This window comes from Xanthomonas dyei (genome assembly GCF_002939865.1).
Taxonomy (GTDB): domain Bacteria; phylum Pseudomonadota; class Gammaproteobacteria; order Xanthomonadales; family Xanthomonadaceae; genus Xanthomonas; species Xanthomonas dyei.
In genome coordinates this window covers 91,949-113,103 of record NZ_MDEE01000013.1, presented here as the reverse complement: position 1 = coordinate 113,103, position 21,155 = coordinate 91,949, and the positions used below count along the sequence as shown (strand labels likewise).

General features: G+C 62.9%; 14 protein-coding genes and 5 pseudogenes. 8 read left to right on the top strand and 11 right to left on the bottom strand.

Translation table 11 applies throughout. The features are described from left to right. Window positions 1-296: 296 nt before the first annotated feature. Both XdyCFBP7245_RS10965 and XdyCFBP7245_RS10960 read right to left on the bottom strand, forming a co-directional pair. Window positions 297-596, bottom strand: coding sequence for a superoxide dismutase (locus tag XdyCFBP7245_RS10965; protein WP_104615672.1), 300 nt, complete (start codon window positions 594-596; stop codon window positions 297-299). Between the two features lie 33 nt (window positions 597-629). Next, on the bottom strand, window positions 630-1,253 hold the full coding sequence (locus XdyCFBP7245_RS10960) for a flavodoxin family protein (protein WP_104615671.1): 624 nt from the start codon (window positions 1,251-1,253) through the stop codon (window positions 630-632). A gap of 89 nt (window positions 1,254-1,342) precedes the next feature. On the opposite strand from XdyCFBP7245_RS10960, the gene XdyCFBP7245_RS10955 reads away from it, so the two are divergent. Next, window positions 1,343-2,323 (top strand): LysR family transcriptional regulator, encoded by a 981-nt coding sequence (locus XdyCFBP7245_RS10955; RefSeq protein ID WP_342352088.1) that lies wholly within the window; start codon window positions 1,343-1,345, stop codon window positions 2,321-2,323. A 206-nt stretch (window positions 2,324-2,529) separates the two neighbouring features. Here XdyCFBP7245_RS10955 and XdyCFBP7245_RS10950 read toward each other — a convergent pair whose 3' ends face one another. The 3 genes and pseudogenes from XdyCFBP7245_RS10950 to XdyCFBP7245_RS10940 form a co-directional block, all read right to left on the bottom strand. Beyond that, window positions 2,530-4,104, bottom strand: a complete 1,575-nt coding sequence (locus tag XdyCFBP7245_RS10950) for a peptidoglycan-binding protein (protein WP_244907801.1) — start codon at window positions 4,102-4,104, stop codon at window positions 2,530-2,532. Window positions 4,105-4,178: 74 nt separating this feature from the next. Beyond that, window positions 4,179-5,266: pseudogene (locus tag XdyCFBP7245_RS10945) on the bottom strand (IS3 family transposase). Between the two features lie 282 nt (window positions 5,267-5,548). Continuing rightward, window positions 5,549-5,641, bottom strand: a pseudogene (locus XdyCFBP7245_RS10940) (IS5/IS1182 family transposase); the annotation flags it as partial. A gap of 244 nt (window positions 5,642-5,885) precedes the next feature. On the opposite strand from XdyCFBP7245_RS10940, the gene xopAG reads away from it, so the two are divergent. Continuing rightward, window positions 5,886-7,250, top strand: a complete 1,365-nt coding sequence (gene xopAG, locus XdyCFBP7245_RS10935) for a XopAG/AvrGf1 family type III secretion system effector (protein ID WP_104615668.1) — start codon at window positions 5,886-5,888, stop codon at window positions 7,248-7,250. Between the two features lie 130 nt (window positions 7,251-7,380). Here the strand turns inward: xopAG and XdyCFBP7245_RS24495 are convergent. Next, window positions 7,381-7,639: pseudogene (locus tag XdyCFBP7245_RS24495) on the bottom strand (helix-turn-helix domain-containing protein); the annotation flags it as partial. Between the two features lie 186 nt (window positions 7,640-7,825). Between XdyCFBP7245_RS24495 and XdyCFBP7245_RS10920 the strand changes: the two are divergent. Beyond that, window positions 7,826-7,984: pseudogene (locus tag XdyCFBP7245_RS10920) on the top strand (Tn3 family transposase); the annotation flags it as partial. On the opposite strand, the pseudogene XdyCFBP7245_RS24920 reads toward XdyCFBP7245_RS10920, so the two are convergent. The 4 genes and pseudogenes from XdyCFBP7245_RS24920 to XdyCFBP7245_RS10905 form a co-directional block, all read right to left on the bottom strand. Beyond that, window positions 7,977-8,069, bottom strand: a pseudogene (locus tag XdyCFBP7245_RS24920) (DUF3653 domain-containing protein); the annotation flags it as partial. The pseudogenes XdyCFBP7245_RS10920 and XdyCFBP7245_RS24920 overlap by 8 nt on opposite strands. Window positions 8,070-8,306: 237 nt before the next feature. Further along, window positions 8,307-8,882 (bottom strand): TraX family protein, encoded by a 576-nt coding sequence (locus tag XdyCFBP7245_RS10915; RefSeq protein ID WP_280523191.1) that lies wholly within the window; start codon window positions 8,880-8,882, stop codon window positions 8,307-8,309. Window positions 8,883-8,987: 105 nt separating this feature from the next. Beyond that, window positions 8,988-10,823, bottom strand: coding sequence for a transmembrane repetitive protein (locus XdyCFBP7245_RS10910; RefSeq protein WP_104615666.1), 1,836 nt, complete (start codon window positions 10,821-10,823; stop codon window positions 8,988-8,990). Window positions 10,824-10,836: 13 nt separating this feature from the next. Next, entirely contained in the window at window positions 10,837-11,436 is a 600-nt protein-coding gene (locus XdyCFBP7245_RS10905; RefSeq protein ID WP_104615665.1) for an NfuA family Fe-S biogenesis protein, read from the bottom strand. Between the two features lie 88 nt (window positions 11,437-11,524). On the opposite strand from XdyCFBP7245_RS10905, the gene XdyCFBP7245_RS10900 reads away from it, so the two are divergent. From XdyCFBP7245_RS10900 to XdyCFBP7245_RS10885, 4 genes are all read left to right on the top strand, one after another. After that, on the top strand, window positions 11,525-11,881 hold the full coding sequence (locus XdyCFBP7245_RS10900; protein ID WP_055854238.1) for a 4a-hydroxytetrahydrobiopterin dehydratase: 357 nt from the start codon (window positions 11,525-11,527) through the stop codon (window positions 11,879-11,881). Then, on the top strand, window positions 11,878-12,300 hold the full coding sequence (locus XdyCFBP7245_RS10895) for an energy transducer TonB (protein WP_104615664.1): 423 nt from the start codon (window positions 11,878-11,880) through the stop codon (window positions 12,298-12,300). Before XdyCFBP7245_RS10900 ends, XdyCFBP7245_RS10895 begins: the two co-directional genes overlap by 4 nt. A 240-nt stretch (window positions 12,301-12,540) precedes the next feature. Beyond that, window positions 12,541-13,359 (top strand): zinc transporter ZupT, encoded by an 819-nt coding sequence (gene zupT / locus XdyCFBP7245_RS10890; RefSeq protein ID WP_104615663.1) that lies wholly within the window; start codon window positions 12,541-12,543, stop codon window positions 13,357-13,359. A gap of 305 nt (window positions 13,360-13,664) precedes the next feature. After that, window positions 13,665-15,476 (top strand): DUF3300 domain-containing protein, encoded by a 1,812-nt coding sequence (locus tag XdyCFBP7245_RS10885; protein WP_104615662.1) that lies wholly within the window; start codon window positions 13,665-13,667, stop codon window positions 15,474-15,476. Window positions 15,477-15,638: 162 nt separating this feature from the next. Here the strand turns inward: XdyCFBP7245_RS10885 and XdyCFBP7245_RS10880 are convergent, their stop codons facing one another. Continuing rightward, window positions 15,639-16,625: an RluA family pseudouridine synthase gene (locus XdyCFBP7245_RS10880; RefSeq protein WP_055854226.1), complete on the bottom strand. Its 987-nt coding sequence runs from the start codon at window positions 16,623-16,625 to the stop codon at window positions 15,639-15,641. Between the two features lie 411 nt (window positions 16,626-17,036). Between XdyCFBP7245_RS10880 and XdyCFBP7245_RS10875 the strand changes: the two genes are divergently transcribed. Further along, window positions 17,037-20,795 (top strand): Rne/Rng family ribonuclease, encoded by a 3,759-nt coding sequence (locus XdyCFBP7245_RS10875; protein WP_104615661.1) that lies wholly within the window; start codon window positions 17,037-17,039, stop codon window positions 20,793-20,795. The last annotated feature ends 360 nt before the right edge of the window (window positions 20,796-21,155 follow it).

Below are 21,155 nucleotides of genomic sequence, written 5' to 3'. Positions count from 1 at the left end.
CGCAACCGTCGAATCGATGTCGTGCGGCAGCTCGGACAGTGCGATGTGGGTGGTGCCTGCGATCACCAACAGCGGCCTGGCTCCTTGGTGAGCGCATCGGCTTGGTCGCTGTAGCCCCTCCTTGATAACGCTCTGCTGCCGGCGACCAGCAGTGGCGGCGGCGGCGGCTCCGGCAAGGTGTTGAAGGTCGAGACCGCCGGCAGGGCGAATGCCGACCAGCACCGGAAAATTGCTGTCCTCGCTGGAATTGCCCTGTAGGTTTAGGGGACGGCTGGGCCATCGGTGTTCATCAGGACTCAGGCGTTGCCGGATGCGAAGAGCATTTCCCAGTTCGTGAACGGGCCGAGCGGGATTACCTCCCAGCCGATCAGTCCGGCCTTGGCCAGCGGAAACGCGCTCAGTGCTTTTTGCGCCGTTTCGACCGAGTCGGCTTCGGCAATGATCGCAACGCCAGGGCGATCCTTGCGGAAATAAATATCGCGGACGAAGCCGCTTTTGTAGTCCTGCCAGCAATGGCGGGCTTCGTCCAGCATGTGCGGCTGGTACTTCTCCAGGCTGGCGCCGGGCTGAGGCGTGTCGAGGCAGAGGAATTTCATGGCAGGTCCTTGTGGGAAATCGATGGAGGTGCGTCAGGCGGATTCAGCGCGGGCGGATGCAGGTCCGACGGAACCAAACCGGCATACGGTCTCGGCCACGCGCTGTCCAAGGTAGGCGGCCGTTTCTAGATCGCTTGCGATGGGGGTGTCGTCCGGGCCTTGGTCGCCGTTGGATTGCGCCATGGCGCCCAGCCAGCTTCCGAGTCTGTTGAGGTCCTGCACGCTGCCTCGGCTGCTGTCATTGCCGGGCTTCAGGTCCAACCCCACCCACACCATGCCGTGCTGCGCGGCGAACAGCGCCATCTGGATCAGCGAATGCAGCTTGTCGCCGTTTTGCGCACCGGAATTGGTGAAGCCGGCGGCGATCTTGTCGCGCCACTTCATCGCGTTCCAGGCGACCGCGGTGGAGTCCTCGCAGAACTGTTTGAAGCGAGCGCTGGGCGCGCCGTTGTAGGTAGGCGCACCGAAAACGATGGCATCGCTGGCGGCGAGGGCCGGCCAGGGAATCGGGCCGTCGGAGATGGCGATCAAGCGCGCTTCGGTTCCCGAGACGCGACGAATGCCTTCGGCGACGGCCTCGGCCTGCCTGCGTGTATGGCCGTAGCCGCTGTCGTAGACGACGCAGATGCTCGGCGGGGGAGTGCTTATCGATGACATGCCGGCATCATGCGCGGTGCATCTCTAAACCAGAAGTCGTCAATTGGTTGATCGTCTATCAATCTTAAGTTGATAATCGGCTTTCCGGCATGCCGCCGCCATCCGAGCACAGCATGGATTCGCCACACCGCGTCCGCGCCATTCTTTCCTTCGTGCACGCCGCCGACGGCGGCAGCTTCGCGGCGGCCGGGCGCACGCTTGGCGTGACCTCCGCTGCGGTCAGCAAGAACGTCGCCACTCTTGAAAAGGTGCTGGGCGTGCGCCTGATGAACCGCACGACGCGCACGCTCAAGCTCACCGACGAGGGCGTCGCGTTCCTGCGGCGGGCACGGCTGGCGCTGGAAGCGTTGGACGCGGTCGTCGATGCCGTTGCCATACAGCGCGAGCAGCTCAGTGGGCGTGTCCACATCACCACCAGCGTCTCGTTCGGGCAGGAACATCTCATGCCCGTGCTGCCGGGCCTGCTGTCGCGGCATCCCGGCTTGTCGGTGGAGGTGGACTTCGACGACCGCGTCGTCGATTTCGTGCGCGGCGGTTACGACCTGGCGCTACGCGGGGGAAACATCCGCGATTCCGCGCTGGTATCGCGCCCGGTCTGTCGCCTGAACACCGTCCTCGTCGCTTCGCCCGATTACCTGGCGCGCCACGGCGTACCGCGCAATCCCAGCGAGTTGCGCCAGCACAGGCTGATCGCGCGGCGCTTCCTGGGCGGTGCGGTGGCGACATGGAGTTTCCGCGCGACAGACGGCGGTATCGTCACCCTCGATCCGTCCGACACCGCGCTGCTGACGTTGTCGGCACCGGCAAGCCTGGTCGCGGCCGCATGCGACGGCATCGGCATTGCACAGGTTGGGGTGCATCTGGCATGGGAGGAACTGGTCTCGGGCAGATTGAAGATCGTGCTGCACCGCCAGTACCACCCCGGCAGCTACGAGATGGTCATCCAGTATCCCCACCGCGCCCTGATCGCTCCGCGTGTGCGGGTCACGGTGGACTACCTGCTGGAGGCGTTTTCCGCAGATAAGACCTTGCACGTGCCATTGAAGATGCTGGATGCCTATGCGATTTGAGCGACTTGACGCATGGTGCTGTCGCATCCTCGGGGGCCGAGCGTAGTGCTTGGGTGCAGTGGCGCCGAACTCGGAAAGTGCGTGCAAGTCTTCAATGGACTCGTCGGCCGCCGGGTCCGCGTCTGAAGCCAACAACGCCGCCAACACCCCTCAACGCATTGCGGGCTGCCGGTAGCGCATACGTCGCCACTGGCAGCCCATGCGGATTACATTCCGCGCGCGCGATTCTGTTCCTGTTCGCGCTGCTGGTACTGCTGATCCTGCGTCTGCGGATTGGCCTGTTGTGCTTGGCGGGTGCTGGCCTCCACGGTCTGCGAGATGGCCTGGCTGTGTTCGACGAGCGCGCGGCGTGCGGCCGGGTCGGCCATCTCACCCTGCACCGCGAACACGCCTGAGCCGTCCAGACGCGCAACTGCCGAGTCGATTCGGTCCATGCCGGCGGCCTTGCTCGCCACCACAAGCTGGCCCGCCGCGCGCTCGATTTGCTCGCCGTCGGTGAACACCGGACGCATGCCGACCTGCGCACGCTGCTTTTCCATCTCCTGCAGCTTGCCGACTGCCTGCTCGAAACGTGCGTTGTCTGGGTTCGATGCGTCGCGCATGCTCGGCTCGGCTCTGGGCAGCAGCTTCTCCGCCGCCGCTGCATCCAGGGCGGTAAGCGTCTTGTCGCCTGCTTTGCCGTCGTCCTTCAGTCCATTAGCGCGCTGGAATGCCTGCACCGCCGCCAAGGTGTCATCGCCGAAGTAGCCGGTGATGGCGAGCGGCTTGCCATCTTTGCCCTGGTAGCCCAGGCCGGCCAGTTTTTCCTGCATCGCCTTGACCTCGTCGCTGCGCTCGGTCTTGGTGAGCATGCCGTCGGCCATGGCGTTTTGCGCGGGCGCTGTCCGGGTGGGCGCATTCTGGTCCAGGGTCAGACGATCGTTGAGCATATCGCCCAGGTACTTGCGGTATTGGTCCGGTTCCAGCTCGATATGGGCATGCACCGCGCCCGGCGAACCAGCGTCGGACTGCTTGATCAGCGGTTTGCCGTACTCGACGTAGTCGCCGGTCTTGTACGGCGAGCTGCCGCGCTCACCGTGCAGCACCTGGCCGAGCAGTTCGCGGTTCGGGTGACCCGCCGGTTGGCTCCAGATGCTGATGGAGTTCCACTTGTTCTCATTGACCTCCACACAGCCGGCGACCGGATTGGGGATCATCACGTCACGACGCCATTCCTGATCAGTCAGGATCAGGTCCTTGTGAACCAGTGGAATGCCATTGCGGTCGCCCCTGGTACGGACGGTTTCCAACTCCCCTTCGACCATTCCCGACGAGCGGTCGGCCAGTGCAGCATTGCCCGTGCGTACGGCCTCGCGGTTGGCCTTGGGGTGGTGGATCTGCATGTCGCGGAACGCGTCTTCGCCCGAAGTGCCATGTGGGATGGTCCGATTGGCGTTGTTGTCGGCGCTCCCCATCGGCTCGACCACTCGGATGCGCTCGCCGGTCGAAAGGTCACGGACCGGTGCGGCCTGTTCCTGCACGGGTGCGGACGGTGCCGCAGGCGCGGGAGCGGGGCGGTCAGCAGGTGTAACGGGGACCGGCCCGGCATTGCTTTGCTGGCGCACTGCATTGTCCAGCGCATCAAGCGTGTTTTGGCCAGCCTTACCGTCCTCTGTCAGGCCGTTGGCTTTTTGGAACTCGCGCACGGCGTGCTCGGTGTTGGACCCGTAGTGCTTGTCAGGCGACAGCGGCTGGCCGTGCTTAAACTGTCTTTCGGCGAGTGTGCGCGGCCGGTCGGTCACCGGGTGTGTAATAGGTCGCCCCTGAAAAACCTCTCAAGCACCAGCTGCCATGTTTGCGGGCCACACGGTGGGTTCTACCCCGAAAACACGGACGGTTGTAAAAGGGCTTTGAACTTGTTGTCTTGCTTGGCGACCCTTCGGCGCATCCTCGGGTTGTGCCGCCGTTCTATGTACAGGCCGAAGAAGCCTTCGCACGCTTCGTTGTCGCCGCAGTGACCCACTGCGCTCATCGAGCACACCAGCTTGTTGGCCACCAGATACCGCTGGTAGTCGCCGCTACGAAATTGACTGCCTCGATCAGAATGCAGGATCACCTTGTGTTCGCCTTGGCGCTGCCACACCGCCATCTGGACGGCCCGGATCACCATCTGTCGGTCCTGACGGTGGTACATCGACCAGCCCACCACACGCTGGTCAAACAGATCCAGCACGATGCACAGATACAGCTTGCCTTGGCTGGTTTTGATCTCGGTGATGTCGGTGCCCGGTTTGTTCTCCGGCTCCTGCGCGGTGAAGTCCCGCTCGAGCAGGTTGCGCACGCCCGGCGGTGTCAGTGCCGCCCGGGAGCGTGGACCACGACGCTTTGGCCGCGGACAGCCCTGCAGGCCCTCGGCCGCCATCAGCCGCGCCACCCGGTTCAAGCTGGCCTTCTCGCCCTGATCAGCCAGGTCCTCGCGCATGCGACCGGCCCCCAAGGTGCCCCGGCTGTCTTCGTGCAGTTCGCGGATCCGCCCGGTCAGGCGTTGGTTGGCCAGCTCCCGGGCGCTAGGCAGTCGCTGGCTCCAGGCGTAGTAACCACTGGCCGAGACCTTCAGGCAGCGGCACATCAGTCGAATCGGAAACTCGTCGCGGCAACGTTCGATCACCCGATACCTCAGGATGATCCCTTAGCAAAGAACGTCGCCGCTTCTCGCAAAAAATCTCGCTCTTTCTTTACCCGGGCCAGCTCGCGCTTGAGACGGGCCAGTTCCTCATCCCTAGGCGTCCCGCTGCCACCGAAGGCCACCGCCCCCTGGCCCTGGGCCTCCCGCTTCCAGCGGGTCAGCAGGGTGTCGCGAATCCCCAGCTCGCGCGCGACCTGGGCGCAACTGACGCCAGGCTGGCTGGCCTGCTCAACGGCACCGCGCTTGAACTCTGCGCTGAACTTCCTTCGCTTCGACATGAACACTCCTCATGGCCTAAATCGGCCTTCTCGTAAGTGCCCGTGGTAACGGGGGTGAACCCTTCAGTGGGTCATTACATCAATGCCTTCGCCGTCCCAGCCATGACTTCGGTAAGGCGAAGCGAGTCAGAACGCTCCGCGCCAAACTTATTTCTGCCCAGTTAATACGGGTGACAATCTACCTGCCGACATGCCTCTTCCAATAAGTTGAGGCTTGCCAGACAGGTTGCAACTGAGATAGGCAATGTGCATTGAGCCAAGCAGCTTTCGGATTTCCTGCAACTAACAAAACCCAGGAAGATGGCGAAGGCAGATGATGGAGCAAGCAAGCGATAGCCAGGCTAGATGGATATCGATCCGGCGTTCAAAGCGGATTTCCCAATTAACTCTAATATTTAGGTGTCCGGCAATGCGATTAACTAAAAATAATGTGAAAAAGATTTCGTCAGCGCTAATAAATGAGTCTGGCAAGAGTGCGCCCACTTCAGCCCAAACGATAGGTGAAGCGAATAGTTCGAATGGAATTCTCTCAGGACTCGTATCTTTTCCAAAGAATGCAAACCACACATCTTCGAATAGTAAAAATCCGAGAGGAATGGCAAGTCTTGCAAAGACCGCCATGAAATATGTTGCAGGAGCTGCCGGTGCTGCTTATGTCTATGACAACACCGCCAACCGATTCTTTCTTTCAACAACATCACTGCATGATGGGAAGCAAGGATTTACCAGTGACTGTCGCTTGCAGGAGGCGGAGAAAAAGGCAGAAGCTAATTATACTGAATTCCATGCTCATGACTGCTCTGAAAAAGTTGAGGTGGCGCGCACTTCATTATGGCCAACGCTTGTCGGAGAAAATCTTTTCGTCACGATGTTAGATTTTCGCTCGGCCACCAAGGTTCACATGAAAGAATTAATCAATAGCAAGGAGGCGCGTGACTCTATTGCGCTGAATATATCATGCATTCTTGGTGAGCGCATAAAACCAACCCTGCTCACCAAGCATGGAGTTGCTCAAGCTCCCGTTGATTTCGATATAACCAAGGAGGGTAGTTTTGAAGGTAAAAACAAATATTCGCTTTCAGGTGTTCCAAACCACGACACTGGTTCCTACGGCTATGCATCACGATCGATTTCCAACCCTTTTATTGAGAAGGGCGAAAAACATCACGACCAAGCAATCGCCAGTGACCGGGCGTTGACACCAAAAGCCTGCATCGCTGCATTGCAACCACTGCTGGAGAATTCCGAATCACTTATGCCGGAAGCCCAGTTCCGGGCCGGGCAGGCATTTTTGATTCTTCGACCATTGTACTGCGGCCCAAAAACCTGGGGGGACGCTCACAAGGTGCTAATGCCCTTTCTCGAGGAAAAAGGCCTGGCATCCTCCCGTGAAAATCAACGTCTTGGCGAAACTAGGCCGTTTAAGCGCTCTGACATCGAAAAAGGAGTTGCCCGGCGTAATACGAGCGTCGCTGGGCCGCTTCTCCATGAGCTTAACATGGTGATACAGAAGTCGATTTATAAGAAAGATGAAGAGTCGATGAGCGATCTTAGGTCTAAAAAATTAGGAGAGATGAAGTACATCCCAATTTCTCATTTCAAAATGAATGATGATTGCTCAGGTTTTGAGGATTCTTCCGGCTTGGCTGATTCGTTTACCGGATACAACGTGTCGGCATATATCAATCATGCGCGCTTATTAAGTGGCGAAGATAGGCTTTCCAAGCAAGACGTTGTTGCCATAGTTGGATGCCTGAACGCTGTTTACGACAACGCCAGTAGCGAGCGTCATACACTTAGAGAAATTGCGCATGGGTGTTTTGTCGGCGCTGGCTACAAAGTGGAGGACGCTGAAGCTTTTTACAAAGATGTATGTAAGGATTCCGCACGGGAGTTTTATGGCGGAGAAGCGCTCAGGGCGGCCAAGAGCAGCCAAGGAGTCACCTCCGAAAAATCCCGTTCAATCCCTAATAACCCGCAGTGACTGGGGGCAAGGCGCTCAAGAAGAGGGTCGGCAGGGATTCGTGTAAAAAAACAGCCAAAAGTGAGCTAACTCGCTGTCAGCAAAGGTCTTTTACACGATTCCCTGCCGACCCTCAAGTCCTGCATAGCAGTCAATTCCCGTGGCCTTGCGCGCAGTGAGCGGCCCACACACGCTTGACGGTGGTGACGCTCGCACCTGCCAGGCGCGCAGTGTTGGCGATGGTCTCCCCACGACCGCGCAAACGCGACGATGCGAGCATGTACGGCCGGATCGGCCGGGCGGCCACGGTACTTGTTTCTGGCCTTCGCCAGCTCAATGCCCTGACGCTGATGCTCGCGGCGGTCTTTATAGTCGTCGCGAGCGATCTGTAGGGCAATGCGCAACAACATGAGGATCGGCAGGGATTCATGTAAAAACAGCCAAAAGGAGGGTCGGCAGGGATTTGTGTAAAAAACAGCAAAAATTGCGCTAACTTGCTGTCAGCGCAGAACTTTCTCACGGACTTGGTCATCAACTTGCTGCGTTTGGATTTGTATCTGCTGTAAAGCAGCTGGATCCTGCCCAGGGCACTCCGGATCGATTCGGCCGTGCGCACCCTGTTCCTGCTGCAGTACATATCCAACCGCCAGCTGCGCGAGCAGATCACGGCCTCGACGAACAAGGTGGAAGCCTACAACGGCTTCGCGAGGTATTTCTTCTTCGGCGGGGAAGGAGTGATTGCAGACAACGACCCTCCGGGGTGAAGAATCGATAGCCCTGAAAACCAAAACCGGCCCAGGGGCCGGTCAGGTCTACGCGTTCGTAGGTGTCTAGCTGCATTGTCCGTTCCGCTTCCTGTGGAGGGACCAGCAGTGATAGGCCGCCAGCACGCACAGCAGCGTCAATAATCCATTTCGCATAATGTATATTATGTCAGAATGTTCGCAGCTAGAGGTTAGAGGACTATCATCCCTTTACTGCGCTCGGTGTCCCGACAGCCTTACCAACATTACTGACCTACCTCACGAAATCCTGCGGCCTCATGCCCGCAATTATTCCTGAGTCGACTTGTCCAGATCACTCTGCTGCATAAAACAACCCCACCAAAAAGATCAGATGACCCACGTAGTAGAAATAAAACGCACTGCGCGTCCGTGTAATGAGAATATTGACGCGTGCAAGCAGCAGCAGAGGCAACGCCAACAGTCCCCAGAAAGTATCACTGAAGAAGCAAAGCACACATATCGGCAGTACAAGCAATACAAGTAAAGAGATTGCTTTGGATAATCTCCATTGCCAGGGGTTGCGCCATAACATCCAGCCGCCCAGTACAACCCCCAAGCCAGCCCATTGATAATCGACCGCTGCCGGTGCCAACGTTGCGCACAGCGCCAGAAACACCCAGCGACGACGTTCGATTGCAAGAATGCACACCGCCGCTAATGCGAATGAAAGCAGCACATTCAACGGAAACACCCGCTGAAAAGCGATCGCCACGACCGGCGTTGCGATGAGGCCCCACAGAAATAAGCGTTTGACCGATTTTTCGATATCCGCACTGGGCTGGGCGAGGTTGTAGGCCAGTACGAGTGCAAACAACGGAAATGCCAAGCGGCCCAGTTCGGTAACACCCGGGACGTAACCCAGTCCCAGAATCTTCGCCGCCGCTGGTCATTGACAGGTTCCGGGTTGGTTGCCGCAAACAGCGCGCAACCGGTTCGCCAGACTGTGCTCCAACCACCTCATCGCGCAACACCCTCATTCGCCCTCGCGGCGCACCGCCCCCTTGTCCTCCTGTAACTCCCGCTTGAACGGCACATCCGGCGGCGGGCGTGCGGTGGCGGGTTGATCGTTGAGGTTGGGGTCGCTCAGGCCGCAGCCGCCGCCAAATTGCAGCAACGACACGACGCAGCTGATCTTGGTGGTGGTGCCCGGGATCGGGATCTCGATCTTCTTCAAGCCACGGCGCACCCATTCCTGCAGCAGCGACTGGTTCGGCATCCAGTACTTGTCCAGCGAGGTCGGCGTGTAACCGTAAGGCGGGCGCTTGAGCCAGGTGCCGCCCTGGGCGATCTGGTCGCGGGTCCAGGTGTCGGTGTCGCTGCCGGGCGGTCCGCGGTCGCCGGCTCCCTTGCCGGCATCGCCTGCCCCTGCCCCTGCCACGCGCATGCTGCCGTCGCTGTTGAACATGCCATCGCGCTGGCCGTTGGCACCGGTGGTTTCACCACGACGGTTGCGGTCGGATTTGCTCCAGTCGTCGGCATTGACAGCGACGTCCCAGCCGCCGCTGCGGTCCGCCGCTGCTGGCCCGGCAGCGGTATTGGTCGCGGGCTTGGTTGACGAAGATGCTGCGGCAGCGCTGTTGCTGGACTGCTCGGATTTGGCCTGGGACGCTGTTGCCTGTGGCGCGGATGTAACGGGTGCAGGCTGAGGAACAGAGGCATTCGCTGTCGATGTAGGCGCTGCCGACGTCGGTGCGGCAGTTGCCGGTGCGGCTGGCGCCATAGGCGCCGGCGTAGATGCCGGCTCCGGCACGTTGGGCAGTTCCGTGGTGCGCACCGCCACCTCGGGCATGCGCACGGTTGGGGTGACTTCCCTGGGATGCGTGGTCGGTGCTGCAACCTGCGGCCGGTCCGGCACCACGACTTCGCGTTCGCGCACGGCAGGTGCATCGGCAGATCGCACGGCGACGGCTGCGGCCGGGCGCTGCAATTCGTGCAGCTGCGGCCGGTCGGTCACGGTCTGAATCTCGCGCTGACGCACCTCCATCTGCGGCGCGGTCGGCGTCATTGCCCGGGGCGCCACAGTGATGCTTGGCGGTGGAGGAACCACAAACTCGTTGGTGGCGACCGCAGTTTCGGTCACCTGTAGCGGCGAATCGAGGGTCACCGGCGGCACTTGCACCGTCACTTGCGGCACGTCGGGTGTCACCGGCTCGCTGGCAGCGGCGGCAACCGGCTCGGGGGCGATTTCCTGCGCCTGCGCAGTGCTGTTCGCATCGACAGGCTCGGGGGCCAGCGGCGGCGGTGCTTTCGATGCGGGTGTCGTCGGCTGTGACCGCTCTCCAGGCGACGCATCCGCACTGGCCTGCTGCACGGCGGCCGCGTCGGCAGACGCCGCCTGTGCTCCCGCCGAAGGTTCTGCCTGCCCTCCCCCCTGCTCCGCTGCGCCGTCGCCGATGAAGGTCATGCTCACGCGCGACTCTTCGCCGGGTTTGGTCTCGTCCGGCGCCCAGCGCACGGTGACGACCCAGATCAGCAGCGCAATGAAGCCGATGTGGATCAACAGACTGCCAAGCATCGCAAGCCAGTGTTGCCGGCGCTGATCGGTCGGGCGTGGCTCCCAGTGCTGCCACCAAAGGCTGCGAAACGCCTGGAACGGCGTCAATATCGCAGCAGAACCTGCACCATGGACGGCGGATGGACGTGCCAACAGCACATTCATCACCTGGTCGTCGTTGAACGGTGCCGCCGCGTCGTCGCGGTTGCGCATCCAGATCGCCCAGCCATATGGCAGGCCGGTGCGCCGATCCAGAATGAGCTTGCCCGGCATGCGCGCGCGCAGCGCATGCAGCAAATCGGCAGCCGTTGTCACCGGTGACGCGGAATCAGGCCGCGCTATCGCGCGGAATGTACGGTGCGTCGCCGGTGGCGTGGTCGGTGGCATCGCGCACCGCAATCACGCCCGGCACGCGTCCCATCAAGGTCTTTTCGATGCCCTGCTTCAGCGTCACATCGGCCATGCCGCAGCCGTGGCAACCGCCGCCGAAGCGCAGCAGCACCACGCCGTCGGCCGAGACTTCCTGCACAGCCACACGTCCGCCGTGCGATGCCAGCTGCGGGTTGATCTCGTTTTCCACCACCCAGCGCACGCGTTCCACCATCGAAGCAGAGTCGGCCGGCGCTTCGCCCTTGATCTTGGGCGCCTTGATGGTCAACTGCTGGTTGCCGGTGGACTGGGTGACGTATTCGATCTCGGCACCATCCACCCACGGCACGCTGGCGGCGGCGACATATAACGTGAAGCCGTCGCAGTCGATGGCCCACTCGTCGCCGCTCAGGTCCGCAGGCTCTGCGAACTCAAGCCTGGCATCTGCGCGAGGGGTGCCCGGGTCCACCGCGCTCAGGCGCACGCCCATGCCGGGCACGCCTTCGCGTTCGATGAGCTTGCGGAAATAGGTTTGGGCTTTGTCGGATATCTGGATCATGCGGGTTATTCTACCGCTCAAAGCGCACTCGCTCATGGAACATCGTGATCCTGGTAGGTGCGCCGTCCGCCACCCCTGCGAGACCGTCATGACCGATCTGATTCCCCTGGAGCAGGCCCATTGCCTTCCGCGCAAGGGTAGCGACCACAAGCTTGGCGAGGCCCGCCTGGCCGAGCTGCTGCCGCAGATACCTGGCTGGGAGCTGGCCGAGGCCGGAATGGCCATCACGCGCACCTTCCGTTTTGCGGACTATTACCGCACCCTCGCCTTCGTGAATGCGCTGGCCTGGATTGCCCATCGCGAAGACCACCACCCCGATCTGGGCGTGCATTACGACCGGGTGGTGGTGCGTTATTCCACCCACGATGTGGGCGGGCTGAGCGAAAACGACTTCATCTGCGCGGCCAAGACCGCGCAACTCTACGATCAGGGAGTCACTGCATGACCATTTCTCGCGCTGCCCTCGCCGGCCTGTGTCTGGCGGCCGGCCTCAGCGGCTGCGGCAAGTCGCCGCAACAGGCTGCCGCGCCTGCGGTGGCCCCCACAGAGCTTGCCGCGCTGAAGACGCCGCCGCCCGAGTACGCACCGGAGCTGGCCTGCGCCGGGGTCGGTGGCACCACCGTGCTCAGGGTCGTTGTCGGTACCGAAGGCACACCGACAGACGTGGCGGTGACCCAGAGCAGCGGCCAGCCGGTGCTGGACGAGGCTGCGCAAAAGCGTGTGCGCGAATGGAAGTTCAAGGCGGCCACCCGCAATGGCCAGGCCGTGCCGCAAACCATCCAGGTGCCGGTCGCCTTCAAGCCGCCGGTGCCGCGTCCGGACGAATGCTTCGCCATCGAAGAACGCGCGCGCCGCGGCGGTTGAGCGCAGCAGTCAGCCTGCTGCAGCGGCGCTGACTCAGCGGCGACGGGCAAGACGCTTGCCACCGCAATGTATCGCGCATCGACACCGGTCGCCTTGGCCGGTGCTTGCGCATGAACGTGCGGCTGTCTTCGACACCACGCCTTCGTCATCCATGCCTGACCATCCTGCTGCCGCCAGTGGTCGGGTGATTGCGCTGACCACCGCAGGATCGCTTACCACTTCACGAGGTCGTCGCGTCGCATGCTTGAGGTGTCAACACACAATGTCTGGACCGCGCTGGCAGTCACCCTGGCAGCGGGACTTGCCACCGGCCTCGGCAGTCTCATGGTGGTGTTCGCCAAAAAGCCCAATCCGCGCCTGTTGGCGTTCGGGTTGGCATTTGCCGGTGGCGCGATGGTGTACGTGTCGTTGTCGGAGATCCTCAACAAGTCGATCACCGCATTTTCCAACGCCTACAACGACAAGCTGGGCTTTACCTTCGGCACGCTGACTTTTCTGGGCGGCATGCTGCTGATCATGGTGATCGACCGCCTGGTGCCCAACCCGCACCAGAGCCTGTCCACCGACGACCCGCAATTTCGCGACGACAACCGCGCCTACATTCGCCGTGTCGGCCTGATGACGGCCATTGCGATCACCGCGCATAACTTCCCCGAAGGGCTGGCGACGTTCTTCGCCACATTGGAAAGCCCGGCAGTGGGCATGCCGTTGGCATTCGCCATCGCCATCCACAATATTCCCGAAGGCATCGCGATCGCGGTGCCGGTGTACTTCGCCACGCGCAACAAGTTCTATGCCTTCGGCGCCAGCCTGCTGAGCGGCCTGGCCGAACCGATCGGCGCCGGCATCGGCTATCTGGCACTGTCCAGCGTGTTGTCCGAAGCGGTGTTCGGCACGGTGTTCGGGCTGATCTCCGGGGTGATGGTGTTCCTGGCGCTGGACGAACTGTTGCCGGCGGCAAAGCGCTACGCACAGGGCCACGAAACGGTCTACGGGCTGGTATCGGGTATGGGCACGCTGGCGATCAGCCTGGTGTTGTTTCGCTTCGCAGCGCCGTGAGGCATGGCGCGCAGATCGTGTGCAACAACCGGTGTTGCTTGTTGTGAGGGCTGAGGCTTTCCGCATGCAAGCTTGGCCCGGGTCCACGCTGCTAGGCACCGTGTGCGCGTGCGGCCCAATACTGCCCTGACGTTGTGACGCACAGGCGGCCTTGCGCACGTTCTGCGGCGCTGCAATTCGTCAATGCGTAGTCCTGCTGAACGCTGCCGTGCCAGGCCATTGCCGGCGCCACGTCATCAAGCTTCCAGACATCGAATGCGGCGCATCGTACGCGCGTCATCAACGCGCACACAGCGAGGTGCCGTATGCAACGCACATGGTCACAGGGGCGCCTTGGCTTGGCGCTGGCAATCGCGTCCAGCGGCGCCTTGGCACTGGTCGGCTGCCAACGCAGCGCACCTTCGGCAACCGCAGCGGCTCCAACCGAGCCCCCCGCCTCCGCCGCGCCGGCCTATACGCCGCCGACAGCCGATCAGCTCTATCGACTGGTCGCGCCGATCGCCCTGTTTCCCGACAAGCTGTTGGCCCAGACCCTGGCGGCCTCGGTCTACCCGGACCAGGTGCTCACCGCGCAGGACTGGCTGCACAGCAATCGCAACTTGGCGGCCGCCGACCGCGCGCAGGCCACCGTGTCGCAGCCCTGGGATCCCAGCATCAAGGCATTGACCGCCTTCCCCGATGTGGTGGACCAGCTGGCCGGCAATCTCGACTGGACCCGCGCGCTCGGCGATGCGTACGCGCATGACCCCAACGATGTCCTCAACGCGGTGCAGATCATGCGCCAGCGCGCTCAAGCCAGCGGCCACCTGCGCAGCACGCCGCAACAGCAGGTCCAGGTGGCGCGGCATGTGGTGGTCACGCCGATCCTGGATGGCGAACGTGTTCCGCCGCCGTCGCAAGTCATCACCATCGAACCGGCGCAGCCAGAGGTGGTGTATGTGCCGCGCTACGACCCGGGCGTGGTGTACGGCACGCCGGTCGATGTCTATCGCGACTATCGCTATCGCCCGGTGCGCTGGTACGACCAGGGCGATGTGGTAACCACCGGGGTGGTGTCCTTCGGCGTCGGCGTGCTGGTCGGCAGCGCGCTGGAGCACCACCACGGCTGGTTCGGCTGGGCCGCACCTGCACCGGCGTGGCACCACTGGGGTTGGAACAGCTGGGGCGTGGACTGGAACGCGCCGCCGGCCGCACCGCATTACGTGGTGTATCAGAACCACGTCTATGCACCGCGCACCACCATCATCAACAACAACCGCAGCACTTATATCGACGCACGCTCTTACGTGCGGCAGAACCAGCGGTATGGGCCCAACAGCACTGCGGCATCTGCACCGGCTTCCGGATTGGCGCCGACAGCGCTGCCGGTCAACCGCGCGGACTTGCCGATCGCCGCGGCAGCAGGTGTGCAGTCGCTCAGAAACCTGCAGCGCCCCAACCGCATAGCGCCCTCGCCCGCCAACGCTCCACGTCCGCCCGACTATGCGCACTTGTCAGCGCCACATTTTGACCGGCAGATGCTGCAGCCTGGCCGCCCGGTGGCAGCCCACGCTGCAGTGCCGACGCCGACGAACATGCCATCGCAAGCGCAGGCAACGTTACGCGCACCGAATATCCCCGCACCGATGCTCGCCTCTGGCGCGCGTCCGGCCGTCCGCATGTCCGCGCCACCGGTTGCACAACAGCGTATGGCGCAACTGCAGCCGCTGCATCAGGCGAGCACTGCGGCCCGTGTCCCGGCGTTCGAAGCGACCCGTCAAACACCTCCAGCACTCACTGCACACGCTGCGTTTGCCAACCGCGACCCACACGATGCCCCTCATCGTGCGCCAACAGCGGCGCAATTGCAGTTTCCACAGGTGCACGAGCAGCAGCGGACTGCGTCACCTCAGCAAGCGGCCTTGGCGCCACCGCAACGGATGGAACGTGCGCAATCACTACCGCCGCGCCAGGAACCACGGCCTTTCCCCCAGAGCCAGCCGCAACAGCACCCGCAGCGCATGGTTTCCTTCGCACCTCCGCGCCCGACTCCTGCCCACCCGGCAGAAATGCATGCGCAACGTCCGCCCGCTCGTGCACAGGCACCGCAGCATCGCGACCACCATCACGATAGCTAAGCGTGGCTGACAGAGCTTCGACGTAGTGGCCGGCTGTGGCGGCCGCTGCCCATGGGGGTCTCACCACGCTGAGACCCCGGCACCGCCCAGGTCCGCTGAGCCACAGTCATCACGCGGCAGATACTTGAAGCGCTCCTGAGAAGCGCGCCTGAAATGACTGCGTCAGCGCCCCAGCCGATCCAGCGCCTCGGCCAGCTCCGGGGCCAGCGGCGCGCTCAGCACGTAAGGCGTCTTGCCCGCATCCAAGGCGAACTCCAGCGAGGCGGCATGCAGGAATAGCCGCTTCAGCCCCAGCTGATCGCGCAGGCGCTTGTTGACCTCGGCCTCTCCATATTTATCGTCGCCAGCGACCGGGTGGCCCAGGTGCTGGGCATGCACGCGGATCTGGTGAGTACGGCCGGTTTCGATGCGCACTTCGCAGTACGAGTGCCCGCCGCGCCGTTCCAGCAGCTTGAAGTGACTCAGCGACGGCTTGCCGATCGCATTGACCTGCACGTGCCGCTCGCCGCCCTGGCGCAGGCCGATATGCAGCGGTGCGTCGACCGTCATGACGCCGTCCGGCATCCGCCCCACCAGCAAGGTCAGGTAGCGCTTGGTGATGCCGCGTCCTTCGACGCGGTCGTCCTCGCGCATCAGCGCCTGCAATTCGGTCAGCGCCGAGCGCTTCTTGGCCACGATCAATAGGCCGGATGTATCGCGATCGAGCCGGTGCACCAGTTCCAGGGTCTGGTTCGGACGTAACGCGCGCAAGGTCTCGATCGCGCCAAAGCTGATGCCGCTACCGCCATGGCTGGCGACGCCGGTCGGCTTGTTGAGCGCCAGCAGACGCGCATCCTCAAACACGATCGCCGCCTCCAGCCGCGCCATAAACGAAGACGGCGGCGCTGCCTTGTCGCCCTCCTCGTTGACCCGCACCGGGGGAATGCGCACTTCCTCGCCGCCTTCGAGCTTGCGCTCGGCCTTGGCACGCCCGCCATTCACCCGCACCTGGCCGCTGCGGACCAGCTTGTAGATCAGGCTGCGCGGCGCCCCCTTGAGCTGGCCGAGCAGAAAATTGTCCAGCCGCTGCCCAGCGCGGTCTTCCGGAACTTTGAGAATACGCACGCCCACACGGTCGGCAGGCGGCTTGGGGGGCTGGGGGTCGGTCATCCGGCTCTTTATTCTGTTACACTCGGCGAGCGAGATAAGGGTTTGATTTCGTTGGAAGTTGATAGGCCAGAAGCCTGACTTCCGATGATTCCGGCACAGTGCGCGACCACCGCCCCAGGGGCGGCCATGTTAGCGGCTCACCGGCCTACCCGGCCATCGCCGGCGGTTTTTGACCGTTGCGCTGAACATGTCCCGTGCGCTGCCCCGGTCCGTCCGGACGCGGCTGCCGGCCCTGAAACACCTATAAAACTTAAAGACAAGCGCTCCCGCGGCCTGCCGTGGTGTTGCAGCGCTGGAAACCCTGGTCAGGCCTGTCCGCGCGTTGCGCGAAGGGCCGACAAGCTGTTCCAGAGGCGAAACGTCACGGCGTTCCGCGCGGTAGAGCGCGTGAGGAACGCAACAATGAAGCGAATGCTGATCAACGCAACGCAGGCAGAAGAACTGCGCGTGGCGATTGTGGACGGCCAGACCCTGTACGACATCGACATCGAACAGCCGTCCAAGGAACAAAAGAAGTCCAACATCTACAAGGGCCGTATCACCCGGCTCGAGCCCTCTCTGGAGGCGGCGTTCGTGGACTATGGCGCAGAGCGCCATGGCTTCCTGCCGTTGAAGGAAATCTCCCGCGATTACTTCCAGGCCGGCGTCGACCACAACAAGTCGACCATTCGCGAGCTGTTGCGCGAAGGCCAGGAAATCGTGGTGCAGGTCGACAAGGAAGAACGCGGCAACAAGGGCGCTGCCCTGACCACGTTCATTTCGCTGGCCGGCCGCTACATGGTGCTGATGCCCAATTCGCCGAGCGCCGGTGGCGTCTCGCGTCGGATCGAAGGCGAAGACCGCGCCGCGCTGAAAGAAGCGCTGGACAAGCTCGATATCCCCGACGACATGGGCGTGATCATCCGCACCGCTGGTGTCGGACGCGATGCCGAAGAACTGCAGTGGGATCTGGATTACCTGCTGCAGACCTGGAAGGCGATCGCCGAGGCGGCGCTGAGCAAGCCGGCTGCGTTCCTGATCTACCAGGAATCGCGCCTGATCATTCGCGCACTGCGCGACTACCTGCGCGCCGACGTTGGCGAAATTCTGGTCGATACGCCGGAGCTGTATGCCGACGCCCAGGAATTCATGCAGCAGGTGATGCCGCAGAGTCTGCGCAAGCTCAAGCACTACACCGACGACATTCCGCTGTTCAACCGCTTCCAGATCGAATCGCAGATCGAAGGCGCCTACGAGCGCAACGTGCGTCTGCCCTCGGGCGGCTCGATCGTGGTCGATCAGACCGAAGCGTTGACGGCGGTCGACGTGAACTCCTCGCGCGCCACCAAGGGCAGCGATATCGAAGAAACCGCGTTCCAGACCAACCTGGAAGCGGCCGAAGAAGTCGCCCGCCAGCTACGCCTACGCGACCTCGGCGGCCTGGTGGTGATCGACTTCATCGACATGGCCTCGTCCAAGCACCAGCGCGAAGTCGAAAACAAGCTGCAGAACGCGCTCAAGTACGACCGTGCACGCGTGCAGCTGGGCCGCATCTCGCGCTTCGGCCTGATGGAAATGAGCCGCCAGCGCCTGCGCCCGAGCCTGGGCGAATCGAGCCAGATCGTGTGCCCGCGTTGCGATGGACATGGCCGCATGCGCAGCGTCGAATCGCTGTCGCTGTCGATCATCCGCGTGGCCGAAGAGCACGCGATGAAGGAGAACACCGGACAGGTGCTGGTGCAGGCCCCGGTGGAAATCGCCAACTACCTGCTCAATGAGAAGCGCAGCGCGCTGCGCGAGATCGAAAATCGCCACGCCTCGCCGATCATCATCGTCGCCGACGAGCAGCTGCACACGCCGCATTACGAAGTCACGCGCCTGCGCGAGAACGAGTTGGGCGAAGACAGCGGCAAGCCGAGCTATCAGCGCGGCACCCCGCGCAAGTTGCCGGTGCACGCGCTGACCAAGGCGCAGTTGAACATTCCGGCAGCGCCTGCGGTCACCTCGATCAAGCCGAGCCAGCCGGCTCCGGTGCGTGAAGAGGCCCCTGCCCCGGTCGCACCGACTCCCGCGCCGGCCCCGGTCGTGACCATGCCGATTCCGGCACCGGTCACCGGCGTGGTTGGGTGGCTGAAGCGCATCTTCGGTGGCGTCGAGCCGGTCGCTCCTGCAGCCGAGTCGACTCCGCGTCAGCGTCAGAACGATGCAGGCCGCAACAATCGCAACGAGCGCGGCGAGCGTGGCGGTCAACGTCGCGATGGTCGCGATGCCCGCAACGGCAACGGTGGCAATCAGCAGCGCGGCAACGGCAGCAACGGCAGCAACGGCAACGGTGCCAACAAGGAGCGTCGCGACGAGTGCCGCCAGCCGGCCAACGGCCAGAACGGCCAGGTCGCACAAACTGGCGCCCAGGCCCAGCAGCAGGTGCAGGTACCCAAGCCGCCGCGCAACGAAGCGCAGGCACCGAAGCAACAACAACAGCAGCAGAAGCCCAAGCAGCAGAACCAGACCCCGCGTCCGCCACGTGCACCCGCACAGCAGGATGGCGTGCCGTCCGAGCGGCAGCCGCGCCCGGCACGTCAGGATGAGGGCACCGCTGCGGCGCAGACGCTGGCGTCGACCGCAGCAACGGCAACCACCTCGACCGTCGCCGCTGCCATTGCCGACACCTCCGCAGCGACCAATACGCCAATCACCGCGAACGAAGCGAACCAGGGCCACCCGGTCGAGGTTGTGGTGAACGAGTCGGCTGCCGAGCACGGCACCGAAGCGAGTGCGGATGGCCAGACCCAGGACGCGTCGGGCGACGATGCGGCAAATGGCGAAGGTGGAAGCCGTCGTCGTCGCGGTCGTCGTGGCGGTCGTCGTCGTCGTCGTGGCGCCGGTGCAAACGGTGAGGGCGGTGAAGGCGGCAGCAGCGCTGATGGTCTGGACACGGACGATCTGGACGGTGATGCCGACGGCGATCTCGATGGCGACAATGAGGGCGACGATGCCGGTACGCAGAACCCGGGATCCGCCGCTCCACGTGCAGGCCAACCAGAGTTCGACTTCGACGATGACGCCCCGGCTCCAGCCGCCCGCACCAAGCCCGAAGCCAATGCAACGGCAGCGATGAAGCCGCGTCCGGTTCCCAAGGACCGTGCAGAACCGCAGTTGGACAGCGGCACGACGTCGACGACCGCACCGGTGTCTAACGCCGCACCCTCGTTCGACCAGCAAGCATCTGCACCGATTGCCGATGCAGCGGATCGGACACGTGGTGATGCAACCGCAGCGGCTACCACGGCGGTACAGCTGACCGGTGCAGCTCCGTCGGTTGCGTCGTCCCCGGCTGCCGCTGCGACTGATACTGCAGCATCGGCACCTGCGCCGGCCGTCAAGCAAGCTCCGACCGCTGACCTAACGCCGAGTGTCACTCCGGCTGCGACTGCATCGACTTCTGTCGACCATCCGGTGGCAGCTGCGATACCTGCAGCGCCGAATGCTGACGCGGCATCAACTGCACCGGCTGCGGTCACCAAGCCTGTCGAGCCTTCTGCGCCGAGTGCGTCGACCGCCGAAGCGATCACCGACACGCAGGCAAAGCCGGTGCCGAAGGCACCGACCGACACTGCAGCTGCGGCACCGTCGGCCGATTTGCAAGCACGTGCTGTTTCAGCTGTCACTGCAACACCTGCAGTGCAATCGGAGCCTGTGACGCCGGCAGCGGTAACGCCTGTTGCTGAACAGCAGACGCCAGCGGCAACCGCACCATCTGCGGCACAGGCCGTGGTCAAAGCCGAGGCGCCGCATATCGAGCCGACCAATGCGGTCAAGCCTTCGGTAGACGTCGCTGTGACACCCACCGCCACGGTGCCGCAGACTGCTGCAGCGTCGGACAATGCTCCGGCCGCTCCGGTTCGCAAGACGTATGCCCCGGTGCAGACGACCATGCTGGACGCTTTGGCTCCGAAGGTCGACGCAGCTCCGGCTCCGTCAGCAGCCGCAACGCCGGTACCGCAGAAGGCGCCAGAGCAGTCGACGCCAGCAGCACCGCAGGCACCAGCACCTGTGCAGGAACAGGCAGCTGACACGCCGAAGCCGACCGTGGTCGTCACCGAAGCGACCAGGCCTGCAGCGCCGTCCGCTGACAACGACAGTGCATCAGCGCAGGAAGACGACGCCAACAAGCCTCGCAACGATCACTGATCGTTGCAACGCCTGCCTGATCTGGTCTGGATTGCTTGGGCCAGATCTACGTCAAACACGGCGGCCTTCGGGCCGCTTTGTTTTTGTGCGCGATTCGCCACGACAACACTTGTGCAATGCATCCAAGCGCCTGGATGCATTCCGGGTCACGCAAATGTTCGACGCAGCGTCGATCGCTTGGTGCTCACCAGGGACGGGATGTCCCACCGCTCTGCGGACAGGACCACTCTGCCCGCCTGATCAAGTGGAGAAAAACCGGGTTCAACGGGACCGGCCTCGACGTTATCCAGCGGTTTCAACCCTGCCCCGCATCAACGCGATGAAGAAATCTGGCAAACCGGCAAAGCCAATGACGACGGC